11 protein-coding genes are annotated in these 17,070 nt (G+C 70.0%); 4 read left to right on the top strand and 7 right to left on the bottom strand.

Features of this window, described 5'->3' with window-relative positions:
• Positions 1 to 16: 16 nt before the first annotated feature.
• The gene (locus KBX06_RS28495; protein ID WP_307854664.1) at positions 17 to 2,422 is read left to right on the top strand and encodes a hypothetical protein; all 2,406 of its coding nucleotides are present in this window, start codon (positions 17 to 19) and stop codon (positions 2,420 to 2,422) included.
• Between the two features lie 112 nt (positions 2,423 to 2,534).
• Here KBX06_RS28495 and KBX06_RS17335 read toward each other — a convergent pair whose 3' ends face one another.
• The 5 genes from KBX06_RS17335 to KBX06_RS17315 form a co-directional block, all read right to left on the bottom strand.
• Complete coding sequence (locus KBX06_RS17335) at positions 2,535 to 4,688, bottom strand: MMPL family transporter (protein WP_210836080.1); 2,154 nt, start codon at positions 4,686 to 4,688, stop codon at positions 2,535 to 2,537.
• Positions 4,689 to 4,784: 96 nt separating this feature from the next.
• A complete protein-coding gene (locus KBX06_RS17330; protein WP_210836078.1) occupies positions 4,785 to 6,509 on the bottom strand; it encodes a class I adenylate-forming enzyme family protein in 1,725 nt (574 codons plus the stop codon).
• A 245-nt stretch (positions 6,510 to 6,754) separates the two neighbouring features.
• The gene (locus tag KBX06_RS17325; protein WP_210836076.1) at positions 6,755 to 7,744 is read right to left on the bottom strand and encodes a hypothetical protein; all 990 of its coding nucleotides are present in this window, start codon (positions 7,742 to 7,744) and stop codon (positions 6,755 to 6,757) included.
• A 155-nt stretch (positions 7,745 to 7,899) separates the two neighbouring features.
• Positions 7,900 to 8,220: a helix-turn-helix domain-containing protein gene (locus KBX06_RS17320; protein ID WP_210836074.1), complete on the bottom strand. Its 321-nt coding sequence runs from the start codon at positions 8,218 to 8,220 to the stop codon at positions 7,900 to 7,902.
• Positions 8,220 to 8,444, bottom strand: a complete 225-nt coding sequence (locus KBX06_RS17315; RefSeq protein WP_210836072.1) for a hypothetical protein — start codon at positions 8,442 to 8,444, stop codon at positions 8,220 to 8,222. Before KBX06_RS17315 ends, KBX06_RS17320 begins: the two co-directional genes overlap by 1 nt.
• A 425-nt stretch (positions 8,445 to 8,869) precedes the next feature.
• On the opposite strand from KBX06_RS17315, the gene KBX06_RS17310 reads away from it, so the two are divergent.
• On the top strand, positions 8,870 to 9,427 hold the full coding sequence (locus KBX06_RS17310) for a dihydrofolate reductase family protein (protein WP_210836070.1): 558 nt from the start codon (positions 8,870 to 8,872) through the stop codon (positions 9,425 to 9,427).
• A 94-nt stretch (positions 9,428 to 9,521) separates the two neighbouring features.
• Here KBX06_RS17310 and KBX06_RS17305 read toward each other — a convergent pair whose 3' ends face one another.
• A complete protein-coding gene (locus KBX06_RS17305) occupies positions 9,522 to 11,606 on the bottom strand; it encodes an RICIN domain-containing protein (RefSeq protein WP_210836068.1) in 2,085 nt (694 codons plus the stop codon).
• 620 nt (positions 11,607 to 12,226) lie between these two features.
• Here KBX06_RS17305 and KBX06_RS17300 point away from each other — a divergent pair.
• Positions 12,227 to 13,750, top strand: a complete 1,524-nt coding sequence (locus KBX06_RS17300; RefSeq protein WP_210836066.1) for a non-reducing end alpha-L-arabinofuranosidase family hydrolase — start codon at positions 12,227 to 12,229, stop codon at positions 13,748 to 13,750.
• Between the two features lie 167 nt (positions 13,751 to 13,917).
• Positions 13,918 to 15,564 (top strand): ricin-type beta-trefoil lectin domain protein, encoded by a 1,647-nt coding sequence (locus KBX06_RS17295; RefSeq protein WP_210836064.1) that lies wholly within the window; start codon positions 13,918 to 13,920, stop codon positions 15,562 to 15,564.
• Positions 15,565 to 15,722: 158 nt separating this feature from the next.
• Here KBX06_RS17295 and ccrA read toward each other — a convergent pair whose 3' ends face one another.
• Positions 15,723 to 17,063 carry a crotonyl-CoA carboxylase/reductase gene (gene ccrA, locus KBX06_RS17290; RefSeq protein WP_210836062.1) on the bottom strand — a complete coding sequence of 447 codons (1,341 nt, stop codon included), beginning with the start codon at positions 17,061 to 17,063 and terminating at the stop codon, positions 15,723 to 15,725.
• Between the last annotated feature and the right edge of the window lie 7 nt (positions 17,064 to 17,070).

The raw sequence follows: 17,070 nt of genomic DNA, 5'->3' as shown, positions 1-17,070 counted from the left end.
CCTCCGGAGGCACTCTGTGCGATCGCTCGATCAGGCCCGCGCCCTCTGCGAGTCGTACCTGCCGGGCCTGCTCGACGGGTTGTCGAAGGTCCCGTTCGAGCAGCGGGAAGCCTCCGGCGCCGCCACGCTGCCGGTGTTCCGGGCCAGCGGCGGCCCGAGCCTGGTGATCCCGAAGGACTACGGCGGGCTCGGCGCGTCCCCGTTGGACGCGGTACGGGTCACCCGCGCGATCGGCGCCCACGCCCCGTCGCTGGCGGTCGCGACCACGATGCACCACTTCTCCGTGGCGACGCTGTTCACCTTCGCCGAGAGCATCAAGAACTCGGGCATGGAGTGGGCCCTGCTGGAGGCGATCACCAGCCGCAACCTGCTGGTCTCGTCGGGCTTCGCCGAGGGCCGCCCGGCCCAGGGGATCCTCTCCCCCACGATGACGGCGACGCCGGTGGACGGCGGTTACCGGATCAACGGGTCGAAGCGACCGTGCAGCCTGAGCCACTCGATGGACCTGCTGACGGCCAGCGTGGCGGTCCCCGCACCGCAGGGCGGCCAGCAGACGGCCTTCCTGCTCATGCCGGCCACGCTGCGCGGCATCACCCGGCACCCGTTCTGGGGCAGCAGCGTGCTCGCCGGCGCGGAGAGCGACGAGGTCCGGCTGACCGACGTGTTCATCGAGGAGGAACTGGTCATCCCGACCGAGAACGGCCCGGACGGGATGCTCGACGACCTGCAGACCGTCGGGTTCATCTGGTTCGAGCTGCTCATCACCGCGTCGTACCTGGGCATGGCCAGCACGCTCGTCGAACGCGCGTTGGCCGACGGGCGCGGCGCGGTCACCGACCGCGCCGCGCTGGGCACCCGGCTGGAGACGGCGACGCAGCTGCTGGAGGGCGCGGCCCGCGCCATGCAGGCCGGCGACACGGACAACGACGCGCTGGCCCGGGTCCTGATGGCCCGCTACGGCGCGCAGGACGCCATCACCGACGCCACCGGCCGGGCGGTCGAGATGCTCGGGGGCATGTCGTTCATCCGTTCACCCGAGGTGGCCTACCTGCTCGCGGCCTGCCAGTGCGTCGCGTTCCACCCACCGTCGCGGGCCAGCGTCGCGGCGCCGCTGGTCGACTACCTCGACGGCACCCGTCCGTTCGTGATGAACGACAGCGCCCCGGCACCGGCCGCGCAGCCACCAGCGACGACGCAGGCACCAGCGACGCCACCGGCACCGACGGCGCCACCGGCACCACAGGCACCAGCGACGCCACCGGCACCGACGGCGCCGGTACCGCCGGCCGTGGTCGCGCCGGCCGTCGCGCCCGCGGTCGGCCCCTCGAGCGGGCCGGCCCCGACGCTGGCGGCGGCTCCTCGGGCAGCCGACGCGGCACCGGTCACCGTGCCCGGCCCGCGTGCGCAACCGGTGATCACCTACGGTCCCCAGCCCGCCGCTCCCCGCACCGACGAGCGCTCGGGCATGACGGCGGACGACGCCGCCGACTGGGACCAGGCATCCTCCCTGTTCGACGGCGCGGAGGGCATCCGGCTGACCGCACGCGACTGCGACCTGCGGTACTGGTTCGCCAACGTCCCGCAGCGCACGCTGCGCGGGAACATCCTCGGCTACTCGCCGGAACTGGTGACCCCGGACTTCCTGCGCGAGCCGGGCCCGCTGCGCGACGCGCTGGTGCAGGAGGTCGCGTTCCGCGCGCTGGCCGAGGAGCGGGCGGCCCGCGCGATCGGCTACATCGTGGCGTGCGCGCCGGACTCCACGACCGCCGAGTTCTACGCCACCCAGCTGATGGACGAGACCCGGCACGCGATGATCTTCCGGAACCACCTGCGGACACTCGGCATCGACGAGCAGGACGTCGCCACCGTCATCGCCCGGCAGACCGCCCACGACAAGGCGGGCATCCTCGACCCGTTGGAGGAGTACGGCATGCCGATCGTGCGCGATCGGCAGGACTTCCTCGGCGGCGTGGTGCTGCTGACGATCCTGGTCGAGGGCTTCCTCGCCCCGTCGTTCGAACTCAGCGAGCGCAAGTGGCGGCCGATCGACCCGCGCATGGCCGACATGGAGAAGGGTGCCGCCATCGACGAGGTGCGCCACCTGGCCGTCGGCACGTCGATCATCCGCGAGCACGTGCAGCGGCACCCCGACGACAAGGAACGCCTCGTCGAACTCATCCGCGACGGCATGCGGCTGTGGGAGCAGTTGCCGGTGTCCGACCAGCTCACCCGCTGGGAGAACTGGTTCCAGGAAGGCATCGCCCCGCACCTGGACACCATCGGTGACTACGAGGTGTGGGACGGGCGGCGGCTGGTCGACACCACACCGGAGGAACGCCTCCAGAAGGCTGTCGAGATCACGAGCATCGTGCACTCCACGCGCCTCACCGACATGGGCCTCGGCCGGGCGCTGATCTACTGACCTGCGTACCGTGGCCTGGGGTCGCCCCCCGGGCCACGGTGCTGCGCTGCCGGGACCACGCTGGCTGCGGGGTGCCCCACGACGGGGCCTCCCCGGTACGGGCGACCCGGCGCTACACGGGCGTACGCTCCGCGTCCAGGTGAGCGTTCTCCCCGCGGATGCCCCACCGGCTGTAGAGCGGTCGCAGTGGCCCGGGCACCCACCAGTTGAGCCGGCCGAGCAGCCGCATGGTGGCCGGCATCAGCAACGCTCGGACGATGGTGGCGTCGACGACGACGGCGAGCGCCAGCCCGATGCCGATGATCTTCACGACCAGCACGCTCGCGGTCGCGAACGACACGATCACCACCACCAGCAGCAGGGCCGCGCTGGTGATGATCCGGCCGGACCGCTGCAACCCGACCGCGACCGCCTCGGTGTTGTCACCGCTGAGGTCGTAGTGCTCGCGGATACGCGAGAGCAGGAACACCTCGTAGTCCATCGACAGTCCGAACGCGACGGCGAAGATCAGAATGGGTTGCACCACGTCGATGTTGCCGGTGGAGGTGAACCGCAGCAGCCCGGACAGGTTGCCGTCCTGGAAGACCCACACCACCGCGCCGAACGCCGCGGTCAGGCTCAGCACGTTCATCAGGATCGCCTTGACCGGCAGCACCAGCGAGCCGAAGGACAGGAACAACAGCACGAACGTGCTGACCACGACGAGTAGCGCCATCCACGGCAGCCGCTGCCCGAGCATGTCCATCAGGTCGGCGAAGCCGGCGGCGTCGCCGCCGACCAGCACCGTGCCGGAGGCCGGCGGTTCGACGCCGCGCACCGCGTCGACCAGTTCCCGGCCCTGCTGCGAGATCGGTTCCGCGTCGAACCGGACGGTGACCCGCGCGGTGTCGCCGGCCAGCCCGCTGACGTCCGCCTGCCCCACGCCCGGCAGCGCGGCCACCCGCTGCACGTACGCGGCGATCTCCTCCCGGCCGGGAGAACCGGCCGCCGGGCCGTCCAGCGTGACGATGGCCTCGATCGGGCGGGTGACGCTGTCGGGGAACGACCGCTCGATGGCGTCCTGGACCTGCCGGCTCTCCGCCGAGGCGGGCAGCACCCGGGTGTCCAGCCAGCCGTAGGAGATGCGCAGGAACGGCAGCCCGAGGACGACCAGCACGGCGACGACCGCGCCACCGACCAGTACGGGTCGGCGCATCACCGTCCGCGCGATCCGCGCCCACGCCCCGGAGCCCGGGTCGGCGTCGACCGGCCTGCGGCGACGCTCCCGCAGCCGCAGCCCCAACAGGGCCAGCATCGCCGCCATCACGGTCATCGCGAAGAACCCCGCCAGCAGTACCGCGACGACCCCACCGACGGCGATGGACCGCAGGAACACCTGCGGGAAGACGGCCAGGCTGGCGAGCGCGAGCGCGACGGTCACCGCGGAGACGACGATGGTCCGGCCCGCGGTGACCATGGTCCGCCGCAACGCCACCGGGACGGGGTGGCCCGCACCGAGTTCCTCCCGGAACCGGCTGACCATGAACAGGCTGTAGTCCACGGCCAGTCCGAGGCCGAGCAGGGTGACCACGTTGACCGCGAAGATCGAGACGTCGGTGAACTGCGCCAGCAGCCGCAGGCCGGCCAGCGAGCCCACGATCGCCAGCACCCCGACCACGACCGGCAGCAGCGCCGCCAGCAGGTTGCGGAAGATGAACACCAGCAGCAGGAACAGGATCGGCAACGCCAGCGCCTCGGCGCGGGTCAGGTCCGCCTTGCTCTGGCTGTTGACGTCGTCGATCAGCGCCAGCGGCCCGCCGACGGTGACGTCGAGGTCCGGGCTGGTCAGGCTGTCCTTGATGGCCAGGTAGTTGGTGAGGCGGTCGTTCTCGGTGGCGCCGGCGATCTGCACGGCGGCGAACGTCTCGTGCCGGTCGGTGCTGACCAGGGCGGGAACCCTGGCCCGCCAGTAGTCGGTCACGCCCTCGACCCGCTCGGCCGGAAGCCCGTCCAGCACGCGCCGGGCGGCGTCGGCGTACGCGGGTTCCTCCACCGTCCAGCGGTCGCTGCCGAACAGCACGACGACGTCCGCGTCGTTGCGTCCGAGCGCCTCCCGTTCGACCTCGTCGGCGCGGGAACTCTCACTGGCCGCGTAGGTGAACCCGCCGGCGGCCAGGTCGTCGAAGGCGCCGGCTCCCCAGCCGCCCGCGGCGACCAGGAACACCGCGGCGGCGGCGATCACCCACCAGCGTGCCCGGTGCGCGAGCCGGCCGAGGAGATCCAACATGCCAGTTACCCTTCGCTCGACTGCGGGCCACGACGACGCGGCGCCGGCACAGTGTCCACCGGCGCCGCGTCGGGGTGGATCAGAGGACGACGACGGTCAGCTCCAGCGCCCGATACCGATCGCCTGGGCACCGGAGAGCAGCTTCTCCCGCAGCTCGACCCGGCGGATCTTCCACGTGCCGGTTCGTGGGAACTCGTCCCACTTTATCTGGATCGGCGGAGCCATCGGGCTCAGGTCGGCGACCGCCCGGTCCCAGTCGGCCTTGTCCAGGACGACGTCGTCCGCGGTGCTGACCACCGGTACCGGCAGGTCACCGGCGACCGGCAGGATGACGACCTCGGTGGTGTAGTCGATCCGGTCGAGGATGAGGTCCTCGAACTCGATGGCGCTGCCGCCGGGGATCCGGTCGATCTCCCGGTCCACGATCCGCACGGCACCCCACTTGTTGATGACCGCGAGGTCGCCGGTGTTCCACCACCTGCCGTTGCACTTCAGGTCGTGCCGGTCCTGCTCGCCCACGTACGCGAGGCACCGTCCCGGCTGGTCGATCTCGATCAGGCCGACCTGGCCGCGCGGGACCTCCCTGCCGGTCTCCGGGTCCACCGCCCGCATCTTGGCGTGAAACGGGATGGGCCAGCCGATCAGCTGCGTCGGCGGCGGCCGGTGCCCCTTGCGGCGCACGACGAAGCGGAAGAACGGCCGGATGCACAGCGCGCCGTTCTCGCTCTGGCTCCACGACTGGACCCAGATCGGGAACCGCCGCCTGGTGGCCGCCATGAAGGTACGGATCGTGCGGGTGTGGATGGCGTCGAACGAGTTGACGTACTCCCGCACGTTGCTGAACAGGCCGGCGGGGTCGCGGGCCAGCGGCTCCCAGGCGAGGTAGATGTTCGGCAGTGCCTCCACCAGCGTCGGCTTGTGCTCGGCCAGCAGCTCCCGGACCCTCGGCGAGAGCGGGTCGGACAGGTAGATCACCCGCGGGCCGACCGCGGCCATCGCCAGTTGCATGGTGGTGAGCCGCTCGTGCGTGTAGGGGTCGCAGAACGCCACCGTGTCGCTGCGCCGCAGCCCGAACCGGGGCCACCGCTCGGTCTCCACGATCGCCATCGCGTAGATGGACTCGGCGGAGTGCATGACCAGCTTGGGTATGCCGGTGGTGCCGGAGGTGTGGGTGATGACCACCGGCTCCTTGAACTCGCGCATGTTCGGCTGGACCGGTGGCGCGTCCTTGAAGTCGTCCAGCCGCAGCACGTCCGGCCGGTCCGCGACCGCGTCGACGCTGATCGTCCGTACGGTCAGCTCCGCCACCACCTCCGGGGTGATGCCGCACTTGTCGAGGTGCTTCTGGTCGGTCAACAGGAACGGCCGTTCCAGCCGCTTCAGCATCGGGATCATCGCCTCCGGCCCGTAGGAGCCGGAGAACATGCAGGGAATGGCGCCGATCCGGGCGATGGCGCAGCCGAGAACGACGATGTCCAGGTGGTTCTGCTTGAGGATCGCCACCCGGTCCCACGGGCGTACGCCCGCCTTGTGCAGCCAGGCCGCGGCGCGATCGACGAGTTCCGCCCACTGGGTGTAGGTGCGGGCTTCGGCGCCGGCGGGGTCGATGTCCGGTGGGCGATCGACGATGACCAGCTCGTCCGGGGCGGTCTTCGCCGCCACGTGCCAGGTCTCGCCCATCTTGGAGTGCTTCGGTACGCGCGAAAAGGGGCTCAGCCGACGGCGCCACCGAGTGGGCGTGTACTCGGTGAGGAACCGTGGAACGGGCCGCTGCGGCTCGACGTCGTCGCCGGCGAGCATCGGATCGGCGGGTGAGGCCACGAGCGTGTCCTCTCATCTCGGGGATTGGGGTGGTCGGCCGAGGACTAATGATCATCGGCCGCCCAATTGGCCGGTAACGATATCGACGTTCTCCGGCCTCGGCCACATCTGGGCGGATGGACATCCGACCACGAACGCAGCCGAACTCCGGACCTTCCGACCAGTGTGGACGAAGCGCCGACCGGCCATAATGCCCCCGGCGACATGACGGGAGGCGTCGACAGCAGTCCGGCCACCGGTGACCGTCAGACGTGCACGCTGGGACCGCCGCCGGTGAAGCCTCCACCGTCGTGGCCGACGCCGTGGCTGCCGTGGTGGCCGGTGGCGTGCCGGTTGCCGCCGTAGCGTTGGGCGGCCGCGGCTCGTCGGGTGGCGGCGATGGTGACGGACTCGTGGGACCACCAGTAACGGCCCGCCTCACCGGCACCGATCACCTGCTCCAGGGCCTCGGTCGCGGCCGGATCCCAGATCCACTCCGCGATCGGCTTGAGGTCCTCCAGCCGCCCGGCGAGCTGCGGCGCGGTGAACGGCCCCCGCTCCGGTGGCCGTTGCTGCAGCCGCACCGTGGGGGTCACGTCGTTGCGGTACACCCAGACCGTGTCGCCCACCCGTCTGAACATCCAGACCCGGGATGCGTCGGCGGTCTCGTAGGCGCGGCACCGGTCGGCCTCCCGCTTTCGCTCCGCGGCCCGTTCCGCGGCCCGCAGTGCGGCGTCCTCGGCGACCCGGCGGTGGGCCTCGTCGCGGTCGCGCGTGGTGATCAGCTCCCAGACCGGCAGGTACGCGGTGTAGGCCGCGTGAAGCCGCTGCCGGTACCGCTCCGCGGCGCGCCGCCGGCGGGCGCGGCGCCGGTTCGTCCCGACCGGCGGCCAGAGCCGCGACCACCACCGGTCCGTCTCCCGGTAGGCCGTTGTCAGCTCGATGCCGGCGTCCCGGGCGACGGCGAGGTAGGAATCCGCCGCGGCGGTCCATTCCCGGTGTTCCCCGCTCGTGGCGGGAACCTCGGCCCGGCCGGCGTTGCGCCGCAGCTCGGTGAGGAGCCCATCGCGGAAACGGTGCAGCCTGCCGATGCCGGGCAGCTGCCGCAGGTCGAGCGAGTAGCGCTCCTCCAGATCGTCGTCATCGGGCAGCAGACCGCCCGGCCCCGGCTCGACGGGGACCCAGACCAGGTTCGGCAGACCGTCCGGGCCGATCCACCCGAACTCGCGGAAGGAGAACACCTCACGATCGGCCATCGCGGACCCCCGGCTGCTTCGGCTCCTGGCGGCTGCCCGGTGCCACCGTACCGCTACCCGCTGTGCGCGGCGAGGGCCAGATCGGGAACTTGGGGTCGCCCGGGGCGGACCAGCCGGCCCCCGCCCGTCGACGACCTCACCCGAAGGTGGTCCGGTCAGTCGCCCCGCCGCGTCCCGTGCTGCTGGTCCCGGTTCTGTCGCAGGGCTTCCTCGAGTTGGTCCTCAAGGATGATGATCCGGCAGGCTGCCTCCAGGGCGAGACCCTCGTCGACCATCTCGCGGGCCCGGGCTGCCAGACGCAGTTGGTAGCGGGAGTAGCGGCGGTGCCCGCCGGTAGAGCGGTGCGGGTTGATGAGCTTCGCCTCGTCCAGGCGGCGCAGGAAGTCCTGCGTCGTGCCGAGCATCTCCGCGGCCTGGCCGATGGTGTATGCCGGGTAGTTCTCGTCGCCGAACATGTCATCCGGGTCTTGCCCCATCACACCTCCACGTCGAGGGCCCCGGCGCGCACGCGCCGGGGCCCAGGGTTACGGGTCAGAACACCATCTGCCGACGGGAAGGTCGGCTTGTCGTATCCGCACCAGCCGCCATGAACGGCTTCGGGTGCGAGGATCGCATAATCGTGACCGGAGACCACCTCTCGTTCGATGGAAACTGCGGTGTCCGCCGAGCCGGGCATGACGGCCGACAGCGGGCGATCCAACGGTGTACGGCCCTCCCTTTCCTCTGGTGCTTGAACTTCCTTGCTGACTGTCGGGGCCCACGTTCCTGCCCGGCCCCGACCACGTACGGGGAGCATCAGCTGGAGCCCCGAAAGAGCATCGGCCCCACCTGCGGTCTCGGCGTGCATCCCGCCGGGACCGACGTGCTCCTACCAACCATCAGAGGAGCGCCGCAAATCGCTTCCACCCCTCACCGCCGTCGCGACCTCGCGGCCAGGCGGTCCGTCCACGTCTTGACGGATCTTTGCTCTCGACTTGAAGAAGAGTATTCCACGCCACCGAGGATGTCTAGCCGTTTCGGCCTAGATTTTGTGGGCCGGCGCCATCAGGGTCGCTGGGCCACAAGCAGGCGCGGCGAGAGCAGTGACCGCCGGCAGACTGACGTACTCGTACCCGAAGGAGACGCATGGCGAAGCTCATCTACTCGATGATCACCTCGCTCGACGGCTACGCCGAGGCGGCGGAGGGCGGCCTCGGCACCGGCGCCGACGATCAGGAGGTGCACAGCTTCATCGGCGACGTCTTCCGCGCTGTCGGCACGTACCTCTACGGCCGACGGATGTACGAGACGATGGTCTGGTGGGAGACCGCGCACACCGAGCCCGACGTGCCGCCGCACATCCTGCGGTACGCGCGCGACTGGCAGGCCGCGGAGAAGATCGTCTACTCCACGACGCTGGAATCGGTGTCCAGCGCGAAGACCAGGATCGAGCGGACCTTCGACCCGGACGCGGTGCGCCAGCTGAAGGCCGAGGCAGATCACGACCTCACCGTCGACGGCCCGAACCTCGCGGCCCAGGCGATCGCGGCCGGCCTGGTGGACGAGTACCACCTGTTCGTCACCACGAGCGTGGTCGGCGGCGGCAAGCGGTTCTTCCCCGACGGCGTACGCCTCGACCTCGAACTGGTCGAGCAGCGCGTCTTCGACAGCGGACTCATCTACGCGCGCTACCGGACCCGCTGAGCGGCACCGGTTGGTGGCGCCGTCGTCGCACCACCCCTCGTGGGGCTGGACCGAGGGCGGCGGCAGTGACGACGAGTTGCGCGGTTCGGCACCGTCACGGTGTCGTCAGGGCGAACCGGCGCACCGTCACCGCGCCGCCCAACGACTGGGTGGCGTAGTTGAAGATGCCGAACCGGTATCCCATGAAGAACTGCCAGGCGTTGTTGAGGGTCAGTGCGTTACCCAGCGGGACGAAGGTGACCCCGTCGACGCTGTACGAGAACCTCGCCTGCCGCCCCGAGCCGGGTCGGATGTCGGCGTTGGCCCGCAACCAGATCCGTCCACCGGACACCGGGGCGCCGGCGATCTCGGTGCCGGTACCCGTCGTGTTCCAGTTGTCGGTCCCCATGGTGAGGCCATTGGTCATGACCACGCGGGTGACGCCGCTGTCCCGCTTGATCCCGATCCACGCCGACGTGTCGCGCAGCATCGCCAGCCCGGCCCGGTCGCCGTCGCGCATCGTGGAGTAGTCCAGCTCGATCGTTCCGGCCGAGGTCGGCCCCTGGATCCGGTGGGTCAGGGTGTTGCGAGCCCGGTAGAGGTCGTGGGTCACGGACGCGGTCTGCAGACGCAACCCGTTCTCCACCGACCACCGGTTGTCGTCCGGGTTGTGGTTCCACTCGTACTGCGGGCCGAGAGTGGTGCCGGCGAAGGTGTCGGTGCCGGTGAGGGGCTTGACGGGACGCAGCGGCAGCGGGTGGGGATAGCTGACACCCCAGCCTCCGTCGACCGTCTGCACCCGGGGCCAGCCGTCGCTGGTCCAGCTGATCGGTGCGAGCGTCGGCATCCGCCCGCCCGGGTACGCGTCGGTGAACGCCATGTAGTACCAGGCGCCGGTCTGGGTCTGCACCAGGCCACCCTGGTGCGGCACTCCGCCGCCGGCGATCGGCCCCGGCATGTCGAGCAGCACCTGCCGCTGCTCGTACGGGCCGAACGGACCGTTGGTGGACTTGAGTACGTACTGGCCGTTGGCCGGGCGGGTCAGCCAGATGTAGTAGGCGCCGTTGCGCTTGTAGAAGCGCGCTCCCTCCAGGGTGCCGATGCTCGACGGCGTCTGGTACACCTGCTGGGCCCGCACCTGGGTCCGCCCGTCGGCGGAGAGCTGCGCCACGCTGATCGTGCCGTTGCCGTACGCGACGTACATGGTGTCGTTGTCGTCGATCAGCATTCCGGCGTCGTAGTAGCAGTTGGGAATGGTGGCGTGCCGGCTCCAGGCGCCGTCGACGGCGGAGGCCGTGTAGATGTGCGTCTGGGCGAAGTCGACGCAGCCGGCCCAGTAGAAGGTCCGGTTGCTCGGCCGGTAGTTCAGCGTGGACGCCCAGATGCCGTCCACGTACCCGTGGCTGCCGCCTGCCATGTCGTACTTCGGTCCGAAGTCCAGCCGGGGCACCGAGTGGCCGGCGAACTCCCAGTTCACCAGGTCCCACGAGCGCAGCACCGGTGCGCCGGGCGAATAGTGCATGGTGGAGGCGGACATGTAGTAGACGTCGCCGACCCGGATGATGTCGACGTCGGCGAAGTCCTGCCAGACGACCGGGTTGGTGAAGGTGCCACCGGGGTTGCCGGGGTCGCCGACGCGGACCAGTTGCCACTGCTGGTTGGCGCCGTTCCAGTCGTCGTACTGCACGATGTTTCCGCCGTCGGCGGTGGAGGCGTTCTGCACCTCCACCACCTTGTTGCTGTTCCGGTTGATCAACCGGACGTGTCCGTCGGCGGAGTCGGCCAGCCGGAACTGCTGGTTGGTGCCGTTGCCGTCGGCCCACTGCACGATGCTGGCGCCGTTGGCGGTGGAGAAGTTGTAGACGTCCAGCACCTTGCCGGACAGCCGCGACTTCAACCGGTAGTAGCCGCCGCCGGAGTCGACGAACTGCCACTGCTGCCCGGTCCCGTTGTGGCGCGACCACTGCGTGATCCGCGCACCGTCGTTCATGGCCCCGTTGTAGAGGTCCAGCACCTTGCCGCTGTTGCGGTTCACCAGCACGTACCAGGCGTTCGTGTCCACCGTCGCCGCGGACGCCGGGGCCGGGGACAGCGCGACGAGGGCGCTTCCCACCAGCACCGCCACCACGGCGGCGGCCACCCGGGACAACCATCGGGGCCGCTTCGACGCAGCCCGGGCGAGAGCACCGATGGGAAGCATGTTCCTCCTTCAGGAGTTCACCGGGAGCGGAACCGGTCGGCCGTGCGTCGGCCGCAGGCACACACGCCCAGCAGGCCCTATCCGTCGGGTGTGGTGATCGATGACAGGCGGGCGGGAGGCTCCGCCCAGCATGGCGGTTAGCGCTAACAAAATGACGCCGTCCGACGCCCACGCGAACGACCCCGTCGACCCCGCGCCACCTGAGCTGGATCCGTAGGGCCCGAACGAGGACTGCCCGTCGCCCTCGACTCGCCTGCCCCCGCAAACATTTCGAGTATCGAACGAAATGATTTCGTTGGCAAGCCGTGACGCGGCACATACATCGATTAGCCTGCCAACGAAGCGCCCTGCCCGGACCACCACCGGCGGCTCACCCGGGATGGGAAGCGCCCGGTCAAGGGCGGGGGCCCTCACGACTTGACGAACAGCATGTTATCGCTCACAGTCGATGGCCAGGGACGACGACACCTGCGGCTCACCGGGCGAGCCCTTCCCGTCAACCTCTTACTCACCGTGCACCCGAGCAGGCAGACGCGTCGACGCCTGCGCTCGGCCCAACGTCGCGGTGCGCCCATCCTCGGAGGACCGTTCGGCTCTCGGTCCTCATCGAAAGGAGAACCATGTCTGCCTCAGGTAAGTCTCCATCGATCTCGCCGCCGGCGCGGCGGCGGCGAGGGTTGCTGCCACGGGTCGTCGCCGCCTGCGCGGCGGCGGTGGTGGTCGGTGGTGCCGCCGCCGCGGTGGTGTCGACACCCGCCGCCGCGGCGACAGTCGACACGAGCGCCTGGTACGTGTTGGTCAACCGCAACAGCGGCAAGGCCCTGGACGTGTACAACCTCGCCACGAACGACGGTGCGCGGATCACCCAGTGGACCCGGAACAACGGCAGCCAGCAGCAGTGGCAGTTCGTCGACTCCGGCGGCGGCTACTACCGGTTGAAATCGCGGCTGTCCGGCAAGGTGCTGGACGTCTACAACTTCTCCACCGCCAACGGCGCCAGCATCGTGCAGTGGGCCGACGGCAACGGCACCAACCAGCAGTTCCGGCTGGCCGACTCCGCCGACGGACACGTCCGGTTGATCAACCGGAACAGCAACAAGGTGGTGGAGGTGCAGGGCGCCTCGACCGCCGACGGCGGAAACATCGTGCAGTACGACGACTGGAACGGCGCCAACCAGCAGTGGCGGCTCGATCGCGTCGACGGCGGCGGAAGCCCGACGACGCCGCCGCCCGGCACGTGTGCCCTGCCGTCGTCGTACCGCTGGAACTCGACGGGTGCGTTGGCGCAGCCGAGGGCGGGTTGGGTGTCGCTCAAGGACTTCACCCACGCCCCCTACAACGGCCGGCACCTCGTCTACGCCACCACACACGACACCGGAACGACGTGGGGCTCGATGAACTTCGGGCTCTTCACGAACTGGTCCGACATGGCCTCGGCCAGCCAGAACCAGATGCCGTTCGCCGCCGTCGCGCCCAGCCTCTTCTACTTCGCCCCGAGGAACACCTGGGTCCTGGCGTACCAGTGGGGTGGACCCGCCTTCTCCTACCGCACGTCGAGCGACCCCACCAACGTGAACAGTTGGTCGTCACCGCAGACACTCTTCACCGGCAGCATCTCCGGCTCCGGCACCGGACCGATCGACCAGGCGCTCATCGGTGACGACACCAACATGTACCTGTTCTTCGCCGGGGACAACGGCAAGATCTACCGGGCCAGCATGCCCATCGGCAACTTCCCCGGCAACTTCGGCTCGGCCTACACGACCATCATGAGCGACACCACCAACAACCTCTTCGAAGGCGTCCAGGTCTACAAACTCCAGGGCCAGAACCGCTACCTCATGCTCGTCGAGGCGATCGGCGCGCAGGGCCGCTACTTCCGCTCGTTCACCGCCACCAACCTGGGCGGTACGTGGACACCGCAGGCCGCCACCGAGAGCAACCCCTTCGCCGGCAAGGCCAACAGCGGCGCCACCTGGACCAACGACATCAGCCACGGCGAACTGATCCGCAGCAACGCCGACCAGACCATGACCATCGACCCCTGCAACCTCCAACTGCTCTACCAGGGCCGCTCCCCCAACTCCGGCGGCGACTACGGCCGCCTGCCCTACCGGCCAGGTTTGCTGACCCACCAACGCTGAAGGGTGTGACACAGGTCCGGCCCGGATGTCGCTCGGGGCGGGCTCGGCGCAAGGCCGAGCCCGCCCCGAGCGCCCCGGTCACCACGGTCACCCCGCCGGCGGCCCGGCCGCTCCGGCCGGTCACCGCCGACCGACGCCCCGACGCATTCCCACCAGGAGGAGGACACATGTCCGGACCAAGGAGATGGCTGGCCGCGGTACTGGGCGCCGTGACGCTCGCTGCTGCCGTCGGCGGCGGTGTGGTCGCCCCGCGACCGGCGCAGGCGCTGAACAACGGCGTCGCCCGCACGCCACCGATGGGTTGGAACACCTGGAACACGTTCGGCTGCAACATCAACGAGACACTGATCCGCCAGACGGCCGACGCGATCGTCGTCAACGGGCTGCGCGATCTCGGGTACAGGTACGTCGTCGTCGACGACTGCTGGTTCAATCCGGACCGGGACGCCCAGGGCAACCTCCAGGCCCACCCGCAGCGCTTCCCGAGCGGGATGAAGGCCCTCGGCGACTACCTGCACTCACGCGGCCTGCTCTTCGGCATCTACCAGGCGCCGCTGGACCAGACCTGCGCCCAGTACTTCGACGCCTTCCCCGGCTCGACCGGCAGCCTCGGCCACGAGTACCAGGACGCCCGACAGTTCGCCGCCTGGGGCGTCGACTACCTGAAGTACGACTGGTGCTCCCCCACCGGAACGATCAACGACCAGGTGGCGAGGTTCGGCATCATGCGCGACGCGCTGGCCGCCACCGGCCGACCGATCGTCTACAGCATCAACCCGAACAGCATCCACGAGAAGACCGGGCCGCAGCGCAACTGGAGCGACGTGGCGAACCTCTGGCGAACCACCGAGGACATCACCAACGCGTGGAACACCGGCCAGACCAACGGCTACCCGATGGGGATCCAGAACATCGTCGACGTCAACGTGCCGCTCGCCGGCTACGCCGCACCGGGCGGCTTCAACGACCCGGACATGCTGGAGGTCGGCAACGGCGGCATGACCGACACGGAGACGCGTAGCCACTTCGCGCTCTGGTCGATCATGGCGGCGCCGCTCATGATGGGCAACGACCTGCGCTCAGCCAACGCGGCGACGTTGGCCATCCTCAAGAACCAGAACCTGGCCGCCATCAACCAGGACCCGCTCGGACTCCAGGCGGTCCAGGTCTCCCACGACGGCACCCGGCGGATCCTGGCCAAGCGGCTGACCAACGGGGACGTCGCCGTCGCCCTGTTCAACCAGGGCAGCTCCACCACGACGGTCTCCACCACCGCGGCGGCGATCGGCAAGACCGGCACCTCGTTCACCCTGCGGGACGCCTGGACCAACGCCACCTCCACGACGACCGGAGGCATCTCTGCGAGCGTTCCGGCGCACGGCACCGTGGTGTACCGGGTCAGCGGCGGCGGCACCACCGACCCGCCGCCCCCCACCACGTTCCGGCTGCGCAGCGAGTCGGCCGGTCGATGCCTCGACCTGGACAACTCCAACACCGCCAACGGCACCGGCACCCTGGTCTGGGACTGCCACGGCAACCCCAACCAGCAGATCAGCCAGAACGGCCGGACGTTGCGGGTCCTTGGCAAGTGCCTGGACGTGCCGACCAACGCCACCAACGGCACCCGGGTGCAGATCTGGGACTGCCACGGCGGCAGCAACCAGCAGTGGACCCTCAACGGCAACGGCACGGTCAGCAACGTCCGCTTCCCGGCGCTCTGCCTCGACGTCGACAACGGCGGCACGGCCAACGGCACGGCGGTCATCGTCTGGTCCTGCCACGGCAACAGCAACCAGCGGTGGAACCGGGTGTGACCTCCACCGTCAAACACCGCTCCACCCTGTTGCGGAGCACGTCGTGCAACCGCGGGCCCGGAGAGGGTGCCGGGGCTCGATCGCCGCCGTCGCGAGCCCTGCCCGCGCGGTCGCCCTGCTGCCGGGCAGGCGAGCTTCGCCTGGGCGGAGGCGTACGGTCAGGGTTGGCGGAAGCGGTTGATCGCCGGCTCGTGGCGGGCCCGGAACTCCGGGTCGTCCACGCCGCGTCCCTCCCCCGGGGCGAGGCAGAGCACCCCGACCTTGCCGTGGTGCCGGTTGTGGTGCACGTCCGAGACAGCTTGGCCGATCTGGTCGAGGGGGTAGCTGCGGGACAGGGTCGGGTGGATCCGGCCCCGGCTGACGAGGCGGTTCGCCTGCCACGCCTCCCGGTAGTTGGCGAAGTGCGAGCCGATGATCCGCTTCAGGTGCATCCAGAGGTAGCGGTTGTCGAACTGGTGCAGGTAGCCGCTGGTGGAGGCGCAGGTGACGATGGTGCCACCACGGCGGGCGACGTAGACGGATGCCCCGAAGGTCTCCTGGCCGGGATGTTCGAAGACGATGTCCACGTCATCGCCACCGGTCAGCTCCCGGATCCGCGCGCCGAACCGCCGCCACTCCCGGGGGTCCTGGGTGTGTTCGTCGGTCCAGAACCGGTAGTTCTCCACGCTCCGGTCGATGATCGCGTCGGCACCCATCGCCCGACAGATGTCGGCCTTCTGGTCGTTGGAGACCACACAGATCGGGGTCGCGCCGCCGGCCAGGGCGTACTGGGTGGCGTACGAGCCGAGCCCTCCGGCGGCACCCCAGATGAGAATGTTGTCGCCCTGGGTCATGTTCGCGCCGTTGCGGGAGACGAGCTGCCGGTACGCCGTCGAGTTGACCAGCCCCGGGGTCGCCGCCTCCTCCCAGGTGAGGTGGGCGGCCTTCGGCATGAGCTGGTTCGCCTTGACCAGAGCCAGCTCGGCGAGGCCGCCGTAGTTGGTCTCGAACCCCCAGATCCGCTGTTCCGGGTCGAGCATCGAGTCGTCGTGCCCGGCGGCGTCCTCGAGCTCGACCGACAGGCAGTGCGCGACCACCCGGTCGCCGGGCCTGAACCGGCGCACCCCCGGCCCGGTCCGCAACACGACGCCGGCCAGGTCGGAGCCGATGACGTGCCATGGCTGGTGGTGGCGGGCGGCGAGGCCGCCGGTACGGGCGTACCGCTTGAGGAAGGCGAAGGTGGGCACCGGCGCGAAGAGCGCGCTCCACACCGTGTTGTAGTTGACCGAGCTGGCCATGACCGCGACGAGCGCCTCGCCCGGGCCGGGTTCCGGGGTGGGCACCTCCCGCACGTGCAGCGACTTCGCCGGTTCCCGGTCCCCCACCGCGATGCCCTCGAACATCTCCTGTTCCTCTTCGAGCAGGACGGCCGCCCGGTAGGACTCGGGCAGTGGCAGCGCCTCGACGTCCCGGGCGGTGGCGTCGGCGGACTCGATGGTGTCGACCAGGACGGAATTCACGAGCGTG

Origin of the sequence: Micromonospora sp. C31 (assembly GCF_018070575.1) — a bacterium.
Lineage (GTDB): Bacteria > Actinomycetota > Actinomycetes > Mycobacteriales > Micromonosporaceae > Micromonospora.
The sequence above is the reverse complement of the archived record's forward strand: the minus strand, read 5'-3'. Positions and strand labels throughout refer to the sequence as shown.

Excerpts from the sequence above, each read along its gene's own strand:
- KBX06_RS17305 (WP_210836068.1), bottom strand. The coding sequence starts at position 11,606 with ATGCTTCCCATCGGTGCTCTCGCCCGGGCTGCGTCGAAGCGGCCCCGA.
- KBX06_RS17310 (WP_210836070.1), top strand. The coding sequence starts at position 8,870 with ATGGCGAAGCTCATCTACTCGATGATCACCTCGCTCGACGGCTACGCC.
- KBX06_RS17320 (WP_210836074.1), bottom strand. The coding sequence starts at position 8,220 with ATGGGGCAAGACCCGGATGACATGTTCGGCGACGAGAACTACCCGGCA.
- KBX06_RS17325 (WP_210836076.1), bottom strand. The coding sequence starts at position 7,744 with ATGGCCGATCGTGAGGTGTTCTCCTTCCGCGAGTTCGGGTGGATCGGC.
- KBX06_RS17295 (WP_210836064.1), top strand. The coding sequence starts at position 13,918 with ATGTCCGGACCAAGGAGATGGCTGGCCGCGGTACTGGGCGCCGTGACG.
- KBX06_RS17335 (WP_210836080.1), bottom strand. The coding sequence starts at position 4,688 with ATGTTGGATCTCCTCGGCCGGCTCGCGCACCGGGCACGCTGGTGGGTG.
- KBX06_RS17300 (WP_210836066.1), top strand. The coding sequence starts at position 12,227 with ATGTCTGCCTCAGGTAAGTCTCCATCGATCTCGCCGCCGGCGCGGCGG.